The sequence below is a fragment of the Pseudomonas sp. GW456-12-1-14-TSB6 genome, assembly GCF_059424205.1.
Genome location: NZ_JBWKZE010000010.1, coordinates 160,607 through 177,694 on the forward strand (window position 1 = coordinate 160,607; position 17,088 = coordinate 177,694).

Here is a 17,088-nt window from a genome sequence, read left to right on the forward strand (position 1 = left end):
ATCAGGCTTCGTCAGTGTTCGGCTTGAGCGAATGATCGCGCCCGAGGCCGGAAACGTGTTGTTTGGGATGTTCATCGAGTTCGCCGGGGACTTTCTCGCCCGAATCCTTGCCCTCGCTGGACATGTGTTCGATCACCGCATTCATCTCCGCACCGAGCAACAACACGGCGGCGGAAATGTAGAAATACAGCAACAGCACGATGATTGCACCGATGCTGCCATACATGGCGTTGTAGTTGGCGAACGTCTTGACGTAGAACGCGAAGCCCAGGGACGCGATGATCCACACCACCACCGCCAGCACCGAGCCGGGGGTGATGAAACGAAATTCCTGTTTGACGTCGGGCATCACGTAATAGATCAGCGCCACGGCCACCATCATCAGAATCACGATCACCGGCCAGCGGGCGATGGTCCACAGGGTAACGATGACTTCTTCGAGACCGACCTGCGCGGCGATCCACCCCATCACCTGCGGGCCGAGCACCATCAGCGCTGCGGCCACCAGCAACATGCCGGCGATGCCGACGGTGTAGATGATCGACAGCGGAAACCGCTTCCACAGAGGCCGGCCCTCGACCACGTCGTAGGCGGCGTTCATCGCACTCATCATCAGGCGCACGCCGGCGGACGCGGTGTACAGGGCGATGACGATACCCACCGACAGCAGGCCGCCCTTGGATTGCTGCAACTGATCGATCACCGGGTTGACCTGCTCCAGCGCCTGGGGCGGCAATACCAGCTCCGATTGCAGGCGCAGCCAGGAGAAGAAGTCCGGCAGGTGCAGGAAACCGATCAGGGCAATCAGAAACAGAATGAACGGGAACAGCGAGAACAGCATCTGGTAGGCCAGTGCCGAGGCATAGGTCGACATCTCGTCGTCGACGAATTCGGTGACCGTGCGCACCATCACCCGGTGCAGGGGCAGACCTTTCATGTCCGGAAAAATCATTCGCGTCTCCTTTCGCCGCAGAACAGGTTGAAGTCGTGGCGACTCAGGGGCCGTTTTTCTCTCATCAAAGTAGCTCACTTGGCGACTTTGAAACACTGTGTTCCGTGACCGCATGTGAGCGGGATACGAAAACGGCCATCCTTGGATGGCCGCTTCGCTGTTTCGTTCAAGGCCGGATCAGGCCTTGTCGACGCCCTTCTTGACCGCGTCCTTGGCTTTGCCCACCGCTTGCTGGGCCTCGCCTTTCTTCTCTTGCAGTTTGCCTTCGGCTTGCAGTTTGGTGTTGTCGGTGGCTTTGCCGACACCCTGCTTGACGTTGCCGACCGCCTCGTTGGCCATGCCTTTCACTTTATCGCTCGTGCTACCCATGGTGATTCTCCTTGGAACATTAACGGGGAAAGTCAGTACGTAAAGATTGACTGGCCCGGTTTGCGCCAAGTTTCATTTATTTTCAGGGCTTCATTTCGTCGCGGCGTGCAGGTTGGGCTTTATGTTTGCGAGCGTTGCCCCGAGAATGCCCACCACAAGGGCGCCAGGCGCCACAGAACCGATCCCGCAGGAATGTTATGAAACTCGATAAAAAGCAGGCCATCGCCCGTCGCAACCAGGAACTGGGCGGTGCCGTGCTCGGCACCAACAACTGCCACTTCGCCGAACTGAACCGCAACCGCAACATCTGGTGGTTCGACTTGCCGGTGTCGCGTCTGGCGATCGGGCAGTACGAGTGGATTCACCTGTTGATGCACACCCCGGCCACCGACGAACTGCTGCACCTGAAAGTGCCGACCGTGTTCCTGCGCGAGAAACTCGAAGGCCTGGTGATCCGAAACGAAGGCAAGCGCAAGGCCGCCCTGAGCCTGGAACTGAGCGCCGACAAGGACTCGTACCTGCAGGACATGCGCCCGGCGGGCACCAATGTGAACTTCGCGCCATTCCGCCAATAAGACACTCAAGCTGATCGTTCCCACGCTCTGCGTGGGAATGCCGCCCAGGACGCTCCGCGTCCAGCACGGCAGGGACGCAGAGCGTCCCGGGATGCGTTACCACGCGGAGCGTGGGAACGATCAAGCGGTAAACCACAAAAAGCCCCGCATCTGCGGGGCTTTTTGTTTTATGCGGCGTTCTTCGCCTTGATCTTCTTCAGCTCTTCGTCACGCAGTTCGCGACGCAGGATCTTGCCGACGTTGGTGGTCGGCAACGCATCGCGGAACTCCACGGAGCGCGGCACCTTGTAGCCGGTGACGTTGGCGCGCATGTGCTCCATCACCTGTTCCTTGGTCAGGGTGACACCCGGTTTGGCGACGATGAAGATCTTGATCGCCTCGCCGGATTTTTCGTCCGGAACGCCGATGGCCGCACACTGCAACACGCCCGGCAGGGCCGCCAGCACGTCTTCCAGTTCGTTCGGATACACGTTGAAACCGGACACCAGAATCATGTCTTTCTTGCGATCGACGATGCGCATGTAGCCGTCCGGCTGGATCAGCGCGATGTCACCGGTCTTCAGCCAGCCTTCGCTGTCGAGCATTTCATCGGTGGCTTCCTGACGCTGCCAGTAGCCCTTCATCACTTGCGGGCCCTTGACGCACAGCTCGCCGATTTCGCCCAGCGGCTGCTCGACACCGGCATCGTCGATGACTTTGCACAGGGTCGACGGCACCGGAATGCCGATGGTGCCGATCTGAATGTTCTGAATCGGGTTGACCGTGGCCACCGGGCTGGTTTCGGTCATGCCGTAACCTTCACAGATCGGGCAACCGGTGACCGCTTTCCAGCGCTCGGCTGCGGCCAGTTGCAGGGCCATGCCGCCGGACAGGGTGACTTTCAGCGCCGAGAAATCCAGCTTGCGGAAACCTTCGTTGTTGCACAGGGCCACGAACAGCGTGTTGAGGCCGACGAAACCGCTGAACTTCCACTTCGACAGTTCCTTGACCATCGCCGGCAGGTCACGCGGGTTGCTGATCAGGATGTTGTGGTTGCCGATCAGCATCATCGCCATGCAATGAAAGGTGAATGCATAGATGTGGTAAAGCGGCAGCGGCGTGATCAGGATCTCGCAACCTTCATTGAGGTTGGAGCCCATCAGCGCCTTGCATTGCAACATGTTGGCGACGAGGTTGCGATGGGTGAGCATCGCGCCCTTGGCCACGCCGGTGGTGCCGCCGGTGTATTGCAGCACCGCGACGTCGCCGCTGTCCGGGTTGGCTTCAGCCACCGGCTGGCCCTGGCCCTTGCTCAGCACGTCGTTGAACTTGACGGCTTTGGGCAGGTGGTAGGCCGGAACCATTTTCTTCACGTACTTGATGACGCTGTTGATCAGCAGGCGCTTGATCGGCGGCAGCAGGTCGGCGACTTCGGTGACGATGACGTGTTTGACGCCGGTTTTCGGCACCACGGCTTCGGCCAGGTGCGCCATGTTTGCCAGGCACACCAGCGCCTTGGCACCGGAGTCGTTGAATTGGTGCTCCATTTCCCGCGCGGTGTACAGCGGGTTGGTGTTGACCACGATCAGCCCGGCGCGGATGGCGCCGAAGACGGCGACCGGGTACTGCAGCACGTTGGGCAGTTGCACGGCGATTCGATCACCGGGCTGCAAATCGGTATGCTGTTGCAGATAAGCGGCAAACGCACCGGACAATTCGTACAGTTCACCGTAGGTGATGGTTTTGCCCAGGTTGCTGAACGCCGGTTTGTCGGCGAAGCGTTGGCAGGATTGCTTCAACACTGCCTGAATATTCGGGTACTCGTCTGGATTGATGTCGGCAGCAATTCCAGCGGGGTACTTATCCTTCCAAAAGTCTTCGATCATGGAAGCCCACTCCTCAGCAACGCGAATTCAGCACCGCATTTGATGCGATTATTATTGGTGTTTGTTTATTGGTGAGTCTGGCTTTTTACAAGGCCGAGAAGTCACAAAGCGCGCCGAGAGTAGCAGCTTTGCCAAGGGTCGACTAGAGCCAAAAGCGGCCCCTACAGTCATTTTCATGACTCAAGAACTACTGGCAGTCATTTTAGAGCAAAAATCCTATAACACCTTGAAAGTCCCGGTTTTCGGGGCCTTGAAACAAAAAATCGCGAGCGGGCTCGCTTCCACAGGTTCACTGATGATCCTGTGGGAGCGAACCCGCTCGCGATAGAGTGAAGCGCAATTCTTTTATGCGATATCGCGCAACTCTCTGCGCAGAATTTTCCCGACAGGCGTCATCGGCAATGACTCACGCAGCACGATGTGTTTCGGCACCTTGTACGCCGTGAAATTCTCTTTGCAGTAGGCCTTAAGCTCTTCCAGGCTCACCCCGGTTTCCCGCGCCACCACAAACAGCTTCACCGCCTCGCCGGAACGCTCGTCCGGCACGCCGATCACTGCGCAGTTGGCAACTTTCGGGTGGGCCATCACCACGTCTTCGATTTCGTTCGGGTACACGTTGAAACCGGAGACGATGATCATGTCTTTCTTGCGGTCGACGATGCGCACGAAACCGTCCGGGTCGATGACTGCAATGTCGCCGGACTTGAACCAGCCCTCGGCATCCAGCACTTCGGCGGTGGCCTCGGGTTTGTTCCAGTAGCCCTTCATGATCTGCGGGCCCTTGATGCACAACTCGCCGCGCTCGCCCAGCGGCTGCTCGACGCCGTCGTCGTTGATGATTTTCAGCAAGGTGCCCGGCACCGGCAGGCCGACCGTGCCGATCCGCGACAGCTCGCCGTACGGGTTGGTGCAGGCCACCGGCGAGGTTTCGGTCAGGCCGTAACCTTCGGTAATCCGGCAACCGGTGATCTGTTCCCAGCGTTCGGCCGTGGCCTTGACCAGCGCGGTACCGCCGGAGTTGGTGAGCTTGAGGGTGGAGAAATCCAGGGTCTTGAAGTCCGGATGATCCATCAGCGCGACAAACAGCGTGTTGAGCCCCAGCAGCGCCGAGAACTTCCAGTTCTTCAGCTCCTTGATGAAGCCGCCGATGTCACGCGGGTTGGTGATCAGTACGTTGTGGTTGCCCGACACCATCATGCACATGCAATTCGCGGTGAAGGCATAGATGTGGTAGAGCGGCAGCGGCGCGATCATCACCTCCTGCCCTTCGCGCAACAACGGCTGGCCGTCGCTGCCGAACTGGCCGAGACAGGCGCGCACCTGCTGCATGTTCGCCACCAGATTGCCGTGGGTCAGCATCGCGCCCTTGGCCAGGCCGGTGGTGCCGCCGGTGTATTGCAGGACGGCAATGTCGTCCAGGCCGACCTTCAGCGGCTTGATGCCCAGGCCCCGACCCATGCGCAGAGCGCTCTTGAAGGAAATCGCCTGGGGCAGCGAATACGCCGGCACCATCTTCTTCACTTTGCTGACCACGGTGTTGACCAGCCAGCCCTTGGCGGCAGGCATCAGGTCGCCCATCTTCGCTTCGATCAGATACTGAATGTCGGTGTCCGCCAGCACTTCCTGGACTTTCTGGCCGAACATGTTCAGGTACACCAGCGCCCGGGCACCGGAATCCTTGAACTGGTGGCGCATTTCCCGCGCGGTGTACAGCGGGTTGGTGTTGACCACGATCAGCCCGGCACGCAAGGCGCCGAACACGGCAATCGGATAATGCAGGACGTTGGGCATCTGCACCGCGATGCGATCCCCCGGCGCCAGATCGGTGTGGGCTTGCAGATAACCGGCGAACGCGGCGCTCTGGCGCTCCAGCTCGGCGTAGGTCAGGGTCACGCCCATGTTGCTGAACGCCGGGCGATCAGCGAATTTCTTGCAGGAACGCTCGAACACCTCGATCACCGACTTGAATTCACCCGCGTCGATGTCCAGGGGTACGCCCGCCGGGCGTTTGTCATTCCAGAAATCAGGTTGCATTGTTCTTGTCCTCTTTACCTGAGCCGATCCGGGGCCGCTTCGCTGTCATTTCTTTCCGTCCGTGAAAAAGCCGAGAGCAAAAAGCGGGGCTTCACGGACACTAGCAGCTATGGTCAATCAGGCAAATATGGGCAAGGTCGTCATTGATCGTGTGAATCTTCCTGCCGTGGCGTGAGCTGATCGGACGCGCTATACAATGCAACCTCTGCAAGACGCTTGAGCAAAAACAGGCCGCAAAAGGAATCGCCATGATCCACGACACCTTCTGGCTGGACGCGAGTGACCGCAGCCGCCTCTTCGTCAACCTGTGGCTGCCGAACGCGCCGCTGAAGGCGGTGATTCTGCTGGCCCACGGCATGGCGGAACACAGCGCACGCTACGCTCGGCTGGCAGAGGCGCTCTGCGCCGAAGGCTACGGTGTGTACGCACCCGACCAGCGCGGGCATGGCAAAACCGCCGATCATGGGACTCTGGGGCATTTCGCCGACGACGATGGCTGGTGCAAGGTGGTTGGAGATCTCGCGAGTCTCAACCAGTTCCTCGGCCAGCGTCATCCGGGAGTACCGATCGTGCTGCTCGGGCACAGCATGGGCAGTTACATTGCACAGGCTTATCTGCTGCATCACAGCGCCAGCCTGCATGGCGCGATTCTCAGCGGTTCGAATTTCCAGCCGGTTGCGCTGTACCGTGCGGCCCGGCAGATCGCCCGGTTCGAAAAGCTGCGCCAGGGCGCCAAGGGTCGCAGCGCGCTGATCGAGTGGCTGTCGTTCGGCTCGTTCAACAACAAATTCAAACCGGCGCGCACCGCGTTTGACTGGCTCAGTCGCGACCCGGCCGAGGTCGACAAGTACGCCACCGACCCGCTGTGTGGCTTTCGCTGCACCAATCAGTTGTGGATCGACCTGCTCGGCGGGTTGCAGCAAATCAGCAAAGCGTCCAATCTCGCCCAGATTGATCCGGGCCTGCCGCTGCTGGTGATCGGCGGCGAATGTGATCCGGTGAGCGAAGGCAAGCGTCTGACTGATCTGGCCAATGCCTTGCGCGCGGCCGGCAGCCAGAACCTGCAACTGAAGATCTACCCGCAGGCGCGGCACGAATTGTTCAACGAGAGCAACCGCGACGAAGTGACCGCCGATGTGTTGGCCTGGATCGAACAGGCCCTGAGCCATCGCCGGCCGCACCGCAGCGAATAATTTTTTTGTGGATTCATTTCATCCGTCACAGGAATTCAGACCCATGACCCAGGTTACCAACATCCCTTACGAAGCCCTCGAAGTGGGCCAGACCGCGAGCTACAGCAAGACTGTCGAGGAACGCGACATTCAGCTGTTCGCCGCGATGTCCGGCGACCACAACCCGGTGCACCTGGACGCCGAGTTCGCCGCCGCCAGCATGTTCAAGGAACGTATCGCCCACGGCATGTTCAGCGGCGCGCTGATCAGTGCGGCCGTGGCTTGCGAGCTGCCTGGGCCGGGCACCATTTATATCGGCCAGCAGATGAGCTTCCAGAAACCGGTGAAGATCGGCGACACCCTGACCGTACGCCTGGAAATCCTCGAGAAACTGCCGAAATTCCGTGTGCGCATCGCCACGCGCGTATTCAACCAGCGCGATGAGCTGGTGGTGGACGGCGAGGCCGAGATCCTGGCGCCGCGCAAGCAACAGACCGTTACCCTCCCGACGTTGCCGGCCATCAGCATCGGCTGATCGTCCTCGGTTAAATCCGGGCACAAAAAAACGCCAGACCAGCTGGCGTTTTTGTTGGCCTCGAACGCTTACGAGCGTGCGCGAGCCTGGTTACGCAGCGCCTTCACCTGATCGTGATTGCGTTGCACGCCGTGGTATTGGCGTTCGACCAGATCACGGATGCCGACCAGGTTGTGCTTGTTGATCTTCTCGATTGCTTCACGATAAGCCTTCAGGGCGTGGTCTTCACCGCGCTCGGCTTCGTTGAGCACCGCTTCTTCGTCCTTGCCGGTGAACATTGCTTTGACGTCGACCCAGCGACGGTGCAGATCACCGCTGACACTGGTCGAGGTTTCCGGATCGCCGCCCATCGAACGCACGGCGGCTTGCAGCTCGGCCGCAGCCGTTGCGCAATCGGCGGAGCGCTGTGTGAACAGGGTTTTCAGTTCAGGGTGCTTGATGTCTTCAGCGCAGGTCTTGAAGCCTTCCTGACCGTCCTTGCTGGTTTCGATCAGGTCGTTGAGGACGGAGATGGCTTCTTTATTCATGTCAGTCATTTTTCAATTCCTTGCGTGGGTGAAAGATGCAAGGAGTGTTGCAGTGGTCGTGCCAGCTTTCGCTAAAGAATTTAATCGTTATTTTTCAAGAGCTTACAAATAAAGCGCAAATCTGTATGCCTGTTATTTGCATGATCTGTCATTTGGCCTGCATGCAGAATGCCTGTATTTTCCAACGAGTTTTACAACCCAGACGATTCCAACGATGAACCCCGAAAAGCTCGAACTGTTGATCACCCGCGAAATGCCCTTCGGCAAGTACAAGGGCCGGATCATTGCCGACCTGCCGGGCCCGTACCTGAACTGGTTTGCCCGGGAAGGATTTCCCCATGGCGAACTGGGCGGGCTGCTGGCCCTGATGCAGGAAATCGATCACAACGGCCTGTCGGAACTGCTCGAACCGCTGCGCGCCAAACATGGCAAACCTGCCCCGCGCCACTGAGGCGTCACCCTGATCCGAGTCGAGTCGACCATGCCCGATAACACCCGCCGCGCCCGAGACGAAGCCTTCTGGCAAACCTTCGCTGACCGATACGACCGCCATCCCGGCCCCGTGAACCTGGAGAACGGTTACTTCGGACGGATGTCCCGCACCGTGGTCGAGGAGTACCAGCGCAACATCGAGCTGATCAACAACAGCAACTCGATCTACGTGCGCCAGCGTTTCGAACAGCACGACAGCCTCGATATCCGCGCGCAACTGGCCGAGCTGATCGGCGTCCGCGCGCAAAGCGTGGCGTTCACCCACAACGCCACTGCCGGCCTGCAATCTCTGATCCGCAACTACAACCGCCTGCAGCCGGGCGACCAGGTGCTGATCTGCGACCTGGAGTACGACACGGTCAAGGGCGCCATGCGCTGGCTGGCGCAGCATCGCGGGGTCGAAGTGATCGAGATCGAGCACGCCCACCCGGCCAGCTTCGACAGCCTGCTGGCGACTTACCGCGAAGCCTTTACCCGCTATCCGAAGCTCAAGCTGATGGCGCTGACTCACGTTACCCACCGCACCGGGCTGGTAATGCCGGTGCAGGCCATTGCCTCGCTGGCCAGGGAGCATGGCGTCGATATCATCCTTGATGGCGCCCATGCGCTCGGGCAGATTGAGTTCGACCTCGAAGCGTTGGGCATCGCCTTCGCCGGGTACAACCTGCACAAGTGGATCGGCTCGCCGCTGACCCTCGGCTTTATCTACATCGCCCCGCAGCGCCTGGCCGACATCGACCCGGACATGGGCGAGATGCATTTTTCGGCTGACGACATCCGTTCGCGCACGCCTTACAGCACGCCGAACATTCCGGCGTTGATGACCTTGCCACTGGTGTTCGAGGAACACCGCGCACTGGGTGGCGCGGCCGCCAAAGGCGCGCGGATGAATTACTTGCGCAACCTGTGGGTGAGCGCCGTGCGCAATCTGCCGGGCATCGAAGTCACGACCCCGGACGATCCGCGTCTGTATTGCGGCATCACCTCGCTACGCTTTACCCGGCATGCCGACCAGCAGGTGATGGTCGAACGCCTGCTCAACGACTACAACCTGTTCACCGTGGTGCGCAATGGCTCGGCCTGTGGGCCATGCATCCGTATCACGCCGTCGCTGACCACCACGGCGGCGGAAATCCAGCTGCTGGTTCAGGCGCTGAACGAACTGCGTTAAACCGTGTACTTGTCGAAGTCCTCGGGCTTGATCTGCGACGACACCGCAAAGGTGTCGATGCCGATCGTGAGGTGGCCGAAGTAGCCGTCCTCGTGCGAGTCGCGGCCGATCGGCCAGACGGTCAGGGTCGATGCTTCTCCGCCCATAGTGGTGTAGTAGGCATCGTCGGCGTTACACACCGGCGCCGAGCCTCGCCCGCGATAGGCCTTGTTGTTGAGCACGCCGCGGGAGACCACCTCCGGGAAATACAGTTGGCCGACCCAGGCCACATTGCGCTCATCCAGATACTCATTACCGCAGACGATACGCACCGCCACGTGAATGTGCAGGGCTCGCCCGGCGTAGAAACCCGGATAGATCGTTGTGAAGCGCACCCTGCCCTTGTGGTCGCTGAACTGACCGCCGCGCAGATAGGTGTCGTCGTCGGTTCGCGGGATCGAGCCGATGTCCTCGACGTCGACTTCCAGATCCGGGTTCACCCGGCTCCAGCCGGAGTACGCGCCGCGGGCGTTGCAGTGCCAGATATCCACCAGCGCACCGGTGACCGGCTCGGCGGTCATGGCATCGACGATGGTCAGGCGCAGCAGCAAAGGCAGGCCCTCGGCGCCTTCGCTGATGTTGCGGCGCAGCAGTTTGGGATTGCGAAAATAGGGCCCCGCGACTTGCTCGGGGGCTAGTTGATAAACCGATGGAGCTGAAGGCTGGTTGTCCATGACGCGTTCTCTCTTCCATAAGATGAACGCAGGTTAACGCCACATTCGAAGCTTGGTGCGGTAACTATGTATCTCGAAATAACGTTTCTCGAAATAACAAAAGCTTTTTGCGGGCAAAAAAAAACGGCGCACCGACCAAGCGCACCGTTAAAGCCGTAGAACACACAACGAAGTGTAGGGTTGCAACTAATTGAAAAGTATCAGCCCAGCAGCGCCAGCGCCTCGGCGGTGCATTCCTGAATGCGGGCCCAGTCGCCGTTCTTGATCCACTCAGGATCGAGCATCCAGCTACCGCCCACGCACATGACGTTTTTCAGCGCCATGTAGCTCTTGATGTTGGCCGGGCCGACGCCGCCGGTCGGGCAGAATTTCACTTCGCCGAACGGGCCGCCGAGTGCCTTGATTGCAGCCACGCCGCCGCTGACTTCCGCCGGGAACAGCTTGAAGCGGCGATAACCCAGGCCATAACCTTCCATGATGCCGGAGGCATTGCTGATGCCCGGCAGCAGCGGGATCGGGCTTTCGACACTGGCTTCCAGCAGATCACGGGTGATGCCCGGGGTGACGATGAATTGCGAACCGGCAGCTTCGGCCGCGGCCAGCATATTGCGGTCGAGCACGGTGCCGGCACCGGTCACCAGTTCCGGGCGCTGTTCGCGCAGGATCTGGATCGCCTTGAGGCCGAACTGCGAACGCAGGGTGACTTCGAGCGCGGTCAGACCACCGGCGGCCAAGGCGTCGGCCAATGGCAGCACGTCCTGTTCGCGGGCGATGGTGATCACCGGCAGGATCCGCGCCTTGGCGCAGAGGCTGTCGATCAGGGCAACTTTGTCCGCCATGGAAACGGTCGGGGATGGAATTGTCATAGCGGCTGTTCCTTGGCTCATGGGCACCAGTAAATCTCTAACGTAGGTTGCAGAAACGCGCGAACCGGCATGGCGGCGACGTCGTTGGATGCCAGTGCGGCATTCAGGGTGGTCAGTTTCGACTGACCGGAAATCGACAGAATCTTGTGCCGCGCCGACGCCAGCAGCGCCCGGCTCATGGTCAGGCGCTGGCGTGGCACGCTTGGTGCGAGCATCGGCCAGCAGCGACGGGTGCCGTCGGCTTGCAGGGCTTCGGCCAGGTTCGGGCTGTCCGGGAACAGTGATGCGGTGTGACCGTCATCACCCATGCCCAGCACCAGCACGTCAATGGGCGGCAATTCGGCGAGCAAACGATCAGCCTGCTCCGCAGCCTGCTCGACGTTGGCCGCCGCGCTGTAGAGGCTGAGGAACTGAGCCTTGGCCGCCGGGCCCCTGAGCAGATATTGCTTGAGCAGACCGGCGTTGCTGTCGGCATGTTCGACCGGCACCCAGCGCTCGTCGGCGAGGGTCACGACGACCTTCGACCAGTCCAGTTCCTGCTTGGCCAGGTGCTGGAAAAACGCCACCGGGCTACGACCGCCGGACAGCACCAGCACCGCATTGCCACGTGCCGCCAGCGCTTCGCTCAATTGCTTGGCGACATTCAGCGCCAGGCCTTCGGCGAGCAGCACCGGGCTCTTGAATTCGCGGGCATTCACGCCCTCGGGCAGTTTCACATCAGATATCGCCATACCACGACCTCCCGTCCCGCGTGATCAATGCAATGGAGCTCATCGGCCCCCACGACCCGGCCGCATACGGCTTGGGCGCGTCGCCGGATTTTTTCCACCCGGCGATCAGCTGGTCACACCATTTCCACGCGGCTTCGATTTCATCTTTACGGACAAACAGGTTCTGATTGCCGTTCATCACTTCCAGCAACAACCGCTCGTAGGCATCGGGGATCCGAGCGCTGCGCCAGGTGTCGGAAAAATTCAGTTGCAGCGGGCCGCTGCGCAGTTGCATGCCCTTGTCCAGGCCTTGCTCCTTGGTCATCACGCGCAAGGAAATGCCTTCGTCCGGTTGCAGGCGGATGATCAGTTTGTTGCTGATCTGCAGGCGCTGCTCGGGGGCGAAGATGTAGTGCGACGGTTCCTTGAAGTGGATGACGATCTGCGACAGTTTCTGCGGCATGCGCTTGCCGGTACGCAGGTAGAACGGCACGCCGGCCCAGCGCCAGTTGCGGATGTCGGCACGCAGGGCAACGAAGGTTTCGGTGTCGCTCTGGGCGTTGGAATTCGGCTCTTCGAGGTAGCCCGGCACGGACTTGCCTTCGCTGTGCCCGGCGATGTACTGGCCGCGCACCACCTGCGTGGTGAGGCCTTCGGGACTGATTGGCGCCAGGGCCTTGAGCACTTTCACTTTTTCATCGCGGATGCTGTCGGCGGACAGGTCGGCCGGCGGATCCATGGCAATCAGGCAGAGCAGTTGCAGCAGGTGGTTCTGGATCATGTCCCGCAACTGGCCGGCCTTGTCGAAGTAACCCCAGCGGCCTTCGATACCGACTTTCTCGGCCACGGTGATTTCCACGTGGGAGATGTAGTTCTGGTTCCACTGGGTTTCGAACAGGCTGTTGGCGAAACGCAGGGCGATGAGGTTCTGAACAGTCTCTTTGCCCAGGTAGTGGTCGATGCGGTAGGTGCGGTTCTCCGGGAAGAACTGCGCCACCGCGTCGTTGACCTTGCGCGAGGATTCGAGGTCGGAGCCGATCGGTTTTTCCAGCACCACGCGGGTGTTTTCCGCCAGACCGACGTTCGCCAGATTCTCGCAAATCGCGCCGTACACCGCCGCCGGAGTGGCGAAGTAGGCAATCATGCGTTGCGTGCTGCCGGCCAGTTCGGCCAGCGCCACGTAATCTTCAGCCTTGAGGAAGTCGACGTGCAGGTAGGTCAGGCGCGCCAGAAAGCGCTCGGCCACGGCCTCGTCCAGCTCCTTGCCCACATAACGACGCAGCTCGGCGGCGATGAACGCCAGGTGCTGCTGCTCGGTGCCCGTCTCACGGGCCAGTGCGATAACGCGCGTGTCCTCGTGCAACAGGCCGGCGCCATCAAGGTGATAAAGGGCAGGAAACAGCTTGCGCAGGGCCAGATCGCCCAAGGCGCCGAACAAGGCGAAGGTGCACGGTTCAACCGTAATCGAAGGCATGATGTTTGTTCTTTTATCAAGTTAAGCTACAAATACCTTTTTTCAAGGCATCACTCAAGGGAAAATGTAGTAATAACCACAACATTTTCGCAAAATACAGATTCCGAGTGGTGGTCGGTCGGAGCCATCAGTAGGATAGGCCACCGTCACGGGCCACATCAAAGGCCCAATTTGCATAGCCGCGCGCTTATCGGCGCCGGTGAATCTAGGAATTCTTATGGACCGCGTGCGAAATTTACTGGAACAGATCCAGAGTCGCCTTGAAGAGCTGAACAAGGCCGAACGCAAAGTCGCCGAAGTGATCCTGCTCAACCCACAGCAGGCCACCCGCTTCAGCATCGCCGCCCTCGCCCAGGCGGCGTCGGTCAGTGAACCGACGGTCAACCGTTTCTGCCGTTCGTTCGGCGTCAGCGGCTACCCCGAACTCAAGTTGCAACTGGCGCAGAGCCTGGCCAGCGGCGCGGCCTATGTCAGCCGCGCAGTGGAAGCTGACGACAATCCCGAGGCCTATACGCAGAAGATTTTCGGCAGTGCGATCGCCTCCCTGGACAGCGCGTGCCAGGCACTGGACCCGAACCTGATCAGCCGCGCCGTCGACCTGTTGATCCAGGCCCGGCAGATCCACTTCTTCGGCCTGGGTGCTTCGGCGCCGGTGGCGCTGGATGCGCAGCACAAGTTCTTCCGCTTTAACCTGGCAGTCACCGCCCACGCCGATGTGCTGATGCAACGGATGATTGCCTCGGTGGCGCACACCGGCGAGCTGTTCGTGATCATTTCCTACACCGGCCGCACGCGCGAACTGGTGGAAGTGGCGCGCATCGCCCGGGAGAACGGCGCTTCGGTACTGGGCCTGACGGCAGAGAATTCGCCGCTGGCGAAGGCCAGTACGCTGAGCCTGAATATTCCGCTGCCGGAAGACACCGACATCTACATGCCGATGACTTCGCGGATCATTCAGTTGACCGTGCTGGATGTGCTGGCGACGGGGATGACGCTGCGTCGCGGGGTGGATTTCCAGCCGCATTTGCGCAAGATCAAAGAGAGCTTGAATGCGAGCCGGTATCCGGTGGGTGACGAGTTCAACTAGTTCGCGCTGATCGTTCCCACGCTCTGCGTGGGAATGCCTCAAGGGACGCTCTGCGTCCAGTGACGCGGAGCGTCACGGGCTGCATTCCCACGCGGAGCGTGGGAACGATCATCGCTCTGCATGGGAGCGATCATTACGCAGCAGCCCACGCCTGCAAACTCAGATGCGCCTTCTCCCCCGGCGCCAGATGCAGACTGTCGGTGCCACCCGCCGCCGCTTCAACACAGACAAACTCCGAGATCTCATCCCAGGTCACGCCCAGCAACGGCCGCGCCCCCGGATGCCACACCACGGTGTCCGCGCTGTCGCCGGTATCGATGCAGAGTTCGCGCTGCCAGGCGTGATCCTTGAGCTGCAATTCGCCGTCGTGCTGAAACACCCGCTGACAGCCGCCATCGACCCGCAACTCGCCTTCCTGCTGACAAATCTCACGGTTCAACTGGTCGTAACCCTGCGCCCCTTCGAGCCCAGACAGCGCTATCTCACTCACATCGCCAATACGCCAGTAAGCATGCAAAGCCTGGCTCAACTGGCACGGCATGTCGTCCTGATGCTCGGTGCTCAGGCGCAATTCCATGCGTTCGCCCAGGTGCGCGTGCAGGTCCACCTGCCAATCGCACAACTGCAATTGCCAATGCAGGCGCACGCCGTCATCGCCGGTGCTGCTGTCGAGCAGTTTCCAGTCCAGCAGTCGCGCCCAGCCATGGGACGGCCACGCGTTTTCGCTCGGGTGACGGCCATACCACGGCCAGCACACCGGCACGCCGCCGCGAATCGCGCCGACATGCGGCCACTTCGCCGCGCACCACAGCCACGGTTTTTGCCCGCGCGGCTGAAAATGCAGCAATTGCGCGCCCTGGCGACTGAACACCGCCTGACACAGCGGATGATCGATCACCAGCACATCGCGCATCTGATAGCGCTCCCAGGCGAACACCGGTCGTTCACGCAAGGATTTGAAGAAGCGTTGCAGCGGATGCTCATGCATGGGCCACGGTTCCAGATTCAACTTTCATGGGCTGCGACACCCCTGTCCAAAAAAAAGCGGACAGCCTTGGCTGTCCGCAAATATGCGCACATAGAGAGGAGCTTATCGCAGACGCGTCAGAACGTAGACTGAATTTTCAGGCCAGCGACCAAAGCGTTATCCACTTCATCCACACCGCCCGGATGAGTGATGTATTGCAGGTTCGGGCGCACGGTCAGCCAGTTGGTCACGTGGAAGCCGTAGTTGATCTCGTAGTTGTATTCGGTTTCGCGAATCGGCGAGAACACCGGATTGTCGTAGTCCGAAACACCGTTGGAGACGTTGAGCAGCTCGGCGTTTTTCTTCACGTCATCGTTGACGTGAATACGCGCAGCACCGATACCGAAGTCATCCTTCGGACGCGCATCGAACAGGCCTTTGTACACAAACATCACGGACTGATAGTTGTCGATGAAGTTGGTGTCCTTGTCGTGGAACGTGGCGTTGGCAGCGATGCTCAGACCACGGCTCTTGTCACCGTTATGGCTGGTGAGTTGCTGTTGCGCAACGAACCAGTAACCGTGTTTGCTGCTGTGGGTACGGTAGGCATCACCGGTGGTCGCTGCGTCGAAACCGTTGACGTCTTCGCGAACGTCGTCGGCATCAGCCGTGCTCTTGTAGTAACCGACACGGTATTCGCCCGGCAGGCTGTTCGGGTTAGGCAACCAGACCAGTTCCACTGGCAATACGGTGCCTTTGGTGCCACTGCCGCTCAACTTGAAGCCGTTGCCGTGTTCCAGCTGCGACGGGTTCTGGTTGTACGCACCGATCTGTGCGTAGAGTTCGTCGTTGATGTTGTATTTGACGCGAATGGCCGCCTGGCTGACCGGCCAGTTGTACCAGATGTTGGTCGCCCAGTTACCCACTTGCGAACCGCAGAACGCCAGGTTCTGGAACTCGCACGGGAAGGTGTTGAAATCTTCGCCTTCGCCGAAGTAACCGGCCTTGACGTCGAGTTTGTTGTCGAAGAACTGGTGTTTGATCCACAACTGGGTCAGACGCACCATATGGCCACGACCGTAGACTTCCTGCGAGGAGCTGAGTGTGCCGGCACGCGGATCGCCAACACGGTCGTTGGAAATGTTTTCGCCATTACGGTTGGTCAGCTGGATCTTGGCCTGGGTGTTGTCCCAGCCCCACAGTTTTTGCAGGTCCAGCGCCACGCCCAGACCGAACTGGTCGGAGTAACGCGCCGTCTTGTCGTTGTTGTAGCCGCCGTGAAGGTTGCCGCCCACCTCACCGACGTAGTCCATCTTGATGTCGATGCCTTGCTCGATCAGCTTGGTCCGCTCGCCACCCCAGTCCCCGGTCATCCACTCCGAATCGGAGCTGAACGCGTCAGCCGCGTGGACGCTGCCGGCCAGCATCATTGCCGCAACTGCTGACAACTGGCCGATTCGCTGAGCGTTGTTGTTCTTCTTCATCCCTACATCCTCGTTTTATTGTTATTAACTATTCTTCTTATTTAACGCGGTTTACATCGGATGCGGCGCGCGACAGGCCACGCACCGCGTGCTCC

At 60.1% G+C, this 17,088-nt stretch carries 17 protein-coding genes; 6 read left to right on the top strand and 11 right to left on the bottom strand.

Features of this window, described 5'->3' with window-relative positions; genetic code table 11:
• Position 1 precedes the first annotated feature (1 nt).
• Positions 2-952 (bottom strand): YihY/virulence factor BrkB family protein, encoded by a 951-nt coding sequence (locus AC07Y2_RS12100; protein ID WP_039766115.1) that lies wholly within the window; start codon positions 950-952, stop codon positions 2-4.
• 177 nt (positions 953-1,129) lie between these two features.
• Positions 1,130-1,321: a CsbD family protein gene (locus AC07Y2_RS12105; protein WP_039766114.1), complete on the bottom strand. Its 192-nt coding sequence runs from the start codon at positions 1,319-1,321 to the stop codon at positions 1,130-1,132.
• A 197-nt stretch (positions 1,322-1,518) separates the two neighbouring features.
• On the opposite strand from AC07Y2_RS12105, the gene AC07Y2_RS12110 reads away from it, so the two are divergent.
• Positions 1,519-1,896 carry a hypothetical protein gene (locus AC07Y2_RS12110; protein ID WP_007951149.1) on the top strand — a complete coding sequence of 126 codons (378 nt, stop codon included), beginning with the start codon at positions 1,519-1,521 and terminating at the stop codon, positions 1,894-1,896.
• A gap of 167 nt (positions 1,897-2,063) precedes the next feature.
• On the opposite strand, the gene fadD1 is transcribed toward AC07Y2_RS12110, so the two are convergent.
• Positions 2,064-3,761 (bottom strand): long-chain-fatty-acid--CoA ligase FadD1, encoded by a 1,698-nt coding sequence (fadD1, locus tag AC07Y2_RS12115; RefSeq protein WP_074688296.1) that lies wholly within the window; start codon positions 3,759-3,761, stop codon positions 2,064-2,066.
• 345 nt (positions 3,762-4,106) lie between these two features.
• Entirely contained in the window at positions 4,107-5,795 is a 1,689-nt protein-coding gene (fadD2, locus tag AC07Y2_RS12120; protein WP_103386026.1) for a long-chain-fatty-acid--CoA ligase FadD2, read from the bottom strand.
• Positions 5,796-6,043: 248 nt separating this feature from the next.
• Between fadD2 and AC07Y2_RS12125 the strand changes: the two genes are divergently transcribed.
• A complete protein-coding gene (locus AC07Y2_RS12125) occupies positions 6,044-6,988 on the top strand; it encodes an alpha/beta hydrolase (RefSeq protein ID WP_103386025.1) in 945 nt (314 codons plus the stop codon).
• Between the two features lie 43 nt (positions 6,989-7,031).
• Positions 7,032-7,502 (top strand): MaoC family dehydratase, encoded by a 471-nt coding sequence (locus AC07Y2_RS12130; protein WP_003227420.1) that lies wholly within the window; start codon positions 7,032-7,034, stop codon positions 7,500-7,502.
• Positions 7,503-7,570: 68 nt separating this feature from the next.
• Here AC07Y2_RS12130 and AC07Y2_RS12135 read toward each other — a convergent pair whose 3' ends face one another.
• On the bottom strand, positions 7,571-8,038 hold the full coding sequence (locus AC07Y2_RS12135) for a PA2169 family four-helix-bundle protein (RefSeq protein ID WP_039766107.1): 468 nt from the start codon (positions 8,036-8,038) through the stop codon (positions 7,571-7,573).
• 205 nt (positions 8,039-8,243) lie between these two features.
• On the opposite strand from AC07Y2_RS12135, the gene AC07Y2_RS12140 reads away from it, so the two are divergent.
• Both AC07Y2_RS12140 and AC07Y2_RS12145 read left to right on the top strand, forming a co-directional pair.
• On the top strand, positions 8,244-8,480 hold the full coding sequence (locus tag AC07Y2_RS12140) for a DUF3820 family protein (RefSeq protein ID WP_003213031.1): 237 nt from the start codon (positions 8,244-8,246) through the stop codon (positions 8,478-8,480).
• 30 nt (positions 8,481-8,510) lie between these two features.
• The gene (locus AC07Y2_RS12145) at positions 8,511-9,692 is read left to right on the top strand and encodes an aminotransferase class V-fold PLP-dependent enzyme (RefSeq protein ID WP_085667962.1); all 1,182 of its coding nucleotides are present in this window, start codon (positions 8,511-8,513) and stop codon (positions 9,690-9,692) included.
• Here the strand turns inward: AC07Y2_RS12145 and AC07Y2_RS12150 are convergent.
• The 4 genes from AC07Y2_RS12150 to zwf form a co-directional block, all read right to left on the bottom strand.
• Positions 9,689-10,405 (bottom strand): intradiol ring-cleavage dioxygenase, encoded by a 717-nt coding sequence (locus AC07Y2_RS12150; RefSeq protein WP_103386024.1) that lies wholly within the window; start codon positions 10,403-10,405, stop codon positions 9,689-9,691. The two genes, AC07Y2_RS12145 and AC07Y2_RS12150, sit on opposite strands and share 4 nt — an antisense overlap.
• 200 nt (positions 10,406-10,605) lie before the next feature.
• Positions 10,606-11,271 carry a bifunctional 4-hydroxy-2-oxoglutarate aldolase/2-dehydro-3-deoxy-phosphogluconate aldolase gene (locus AC07Y2_RS12155; protein WP_103386023.1) on the bottom strand — a complete coding sequence of 222 codons (666 nt, stop codon included), beginning with the start codon at positions 11,269-11,271 and terminating at the stop codon, positions 10,606-10,608.
• A gap of 17 nt (positions 11,272-11,288) precedes the next feature.
• A complete protein-coding gene (gene pgl, locus AC07Y2_RS12160) occupies positions 11,289-12,002 on the bottom strand; it encodes a 6-phosphogluconolactonase (RefSeq protein WP_103386022.1) in 714 nt (237 codons plus the stop codon).
• Entirely contained in the window at positions 11,989-13,455 is a 1,467-nt protein-coding gene (gene zwf / locus AC07Y2_RS12165) for a glucose-6-phosphate dehydrogenase (protein WP_039766097.1), read from the bottom strand. The genes pgl and zwf overlap by 14 nt, the downstream gene beginning before the upstream one ends.
• Positions 13,456-13,681: 226 nt before the next feature.
• Between zwf and AC07Y2_RS12170 the strand changes: the two genes are divergently transcribed.
• Positions 13,682-14,542, top strand: a complete 861-nt coding sequence (locus AC07Y2_RS12170) for a MurR/RpiR family transcriptional regulator (protein ID WP_169842436.1) — start codon at positions 13,682-13,684, stop codon at positions 14,540-14,542.
• 133 nt (positions 14,543-14,675) lie between these two features.
• Here AC07Y2_RS12170 and AC07Y2_RS12175 read toward each other — a convergent pair whose 3' ends face one another.
• Both AC07Y2_RS12175 and AC07Y2_RS12180 read right to left on the bottom strand, forming a co-directional pair.
• The gene (locus AC07Y2_RS12175; RefSeq protein ID WP_103386021.1) at positions 14,676-15,530 is read right to left on the bottom strand and encodes a D-hexose-6-phosphate mutarotase; all 855 of its coding nucleotides are present in this window, start codon (positions 15,528-15,530) and stop codon (positions 14,676-14,678) included.
• Between the two features lie 116 nt (positions 15,531-15,646).
• The gene (locus AC07Y2_RS12180) at positions 15,647-16,993 is read right to left on the bottom strand and encodes a carbohydrate porin (protein ID WP_039766091.1); all 1,347 of its coding nucleotides are present in this window, start codon (positions 16,991-16,993) and stop codon (positions 15,647-15,649) included.
• Positions 16,994-17,088 lie beyond the last annotated feature (95 nt).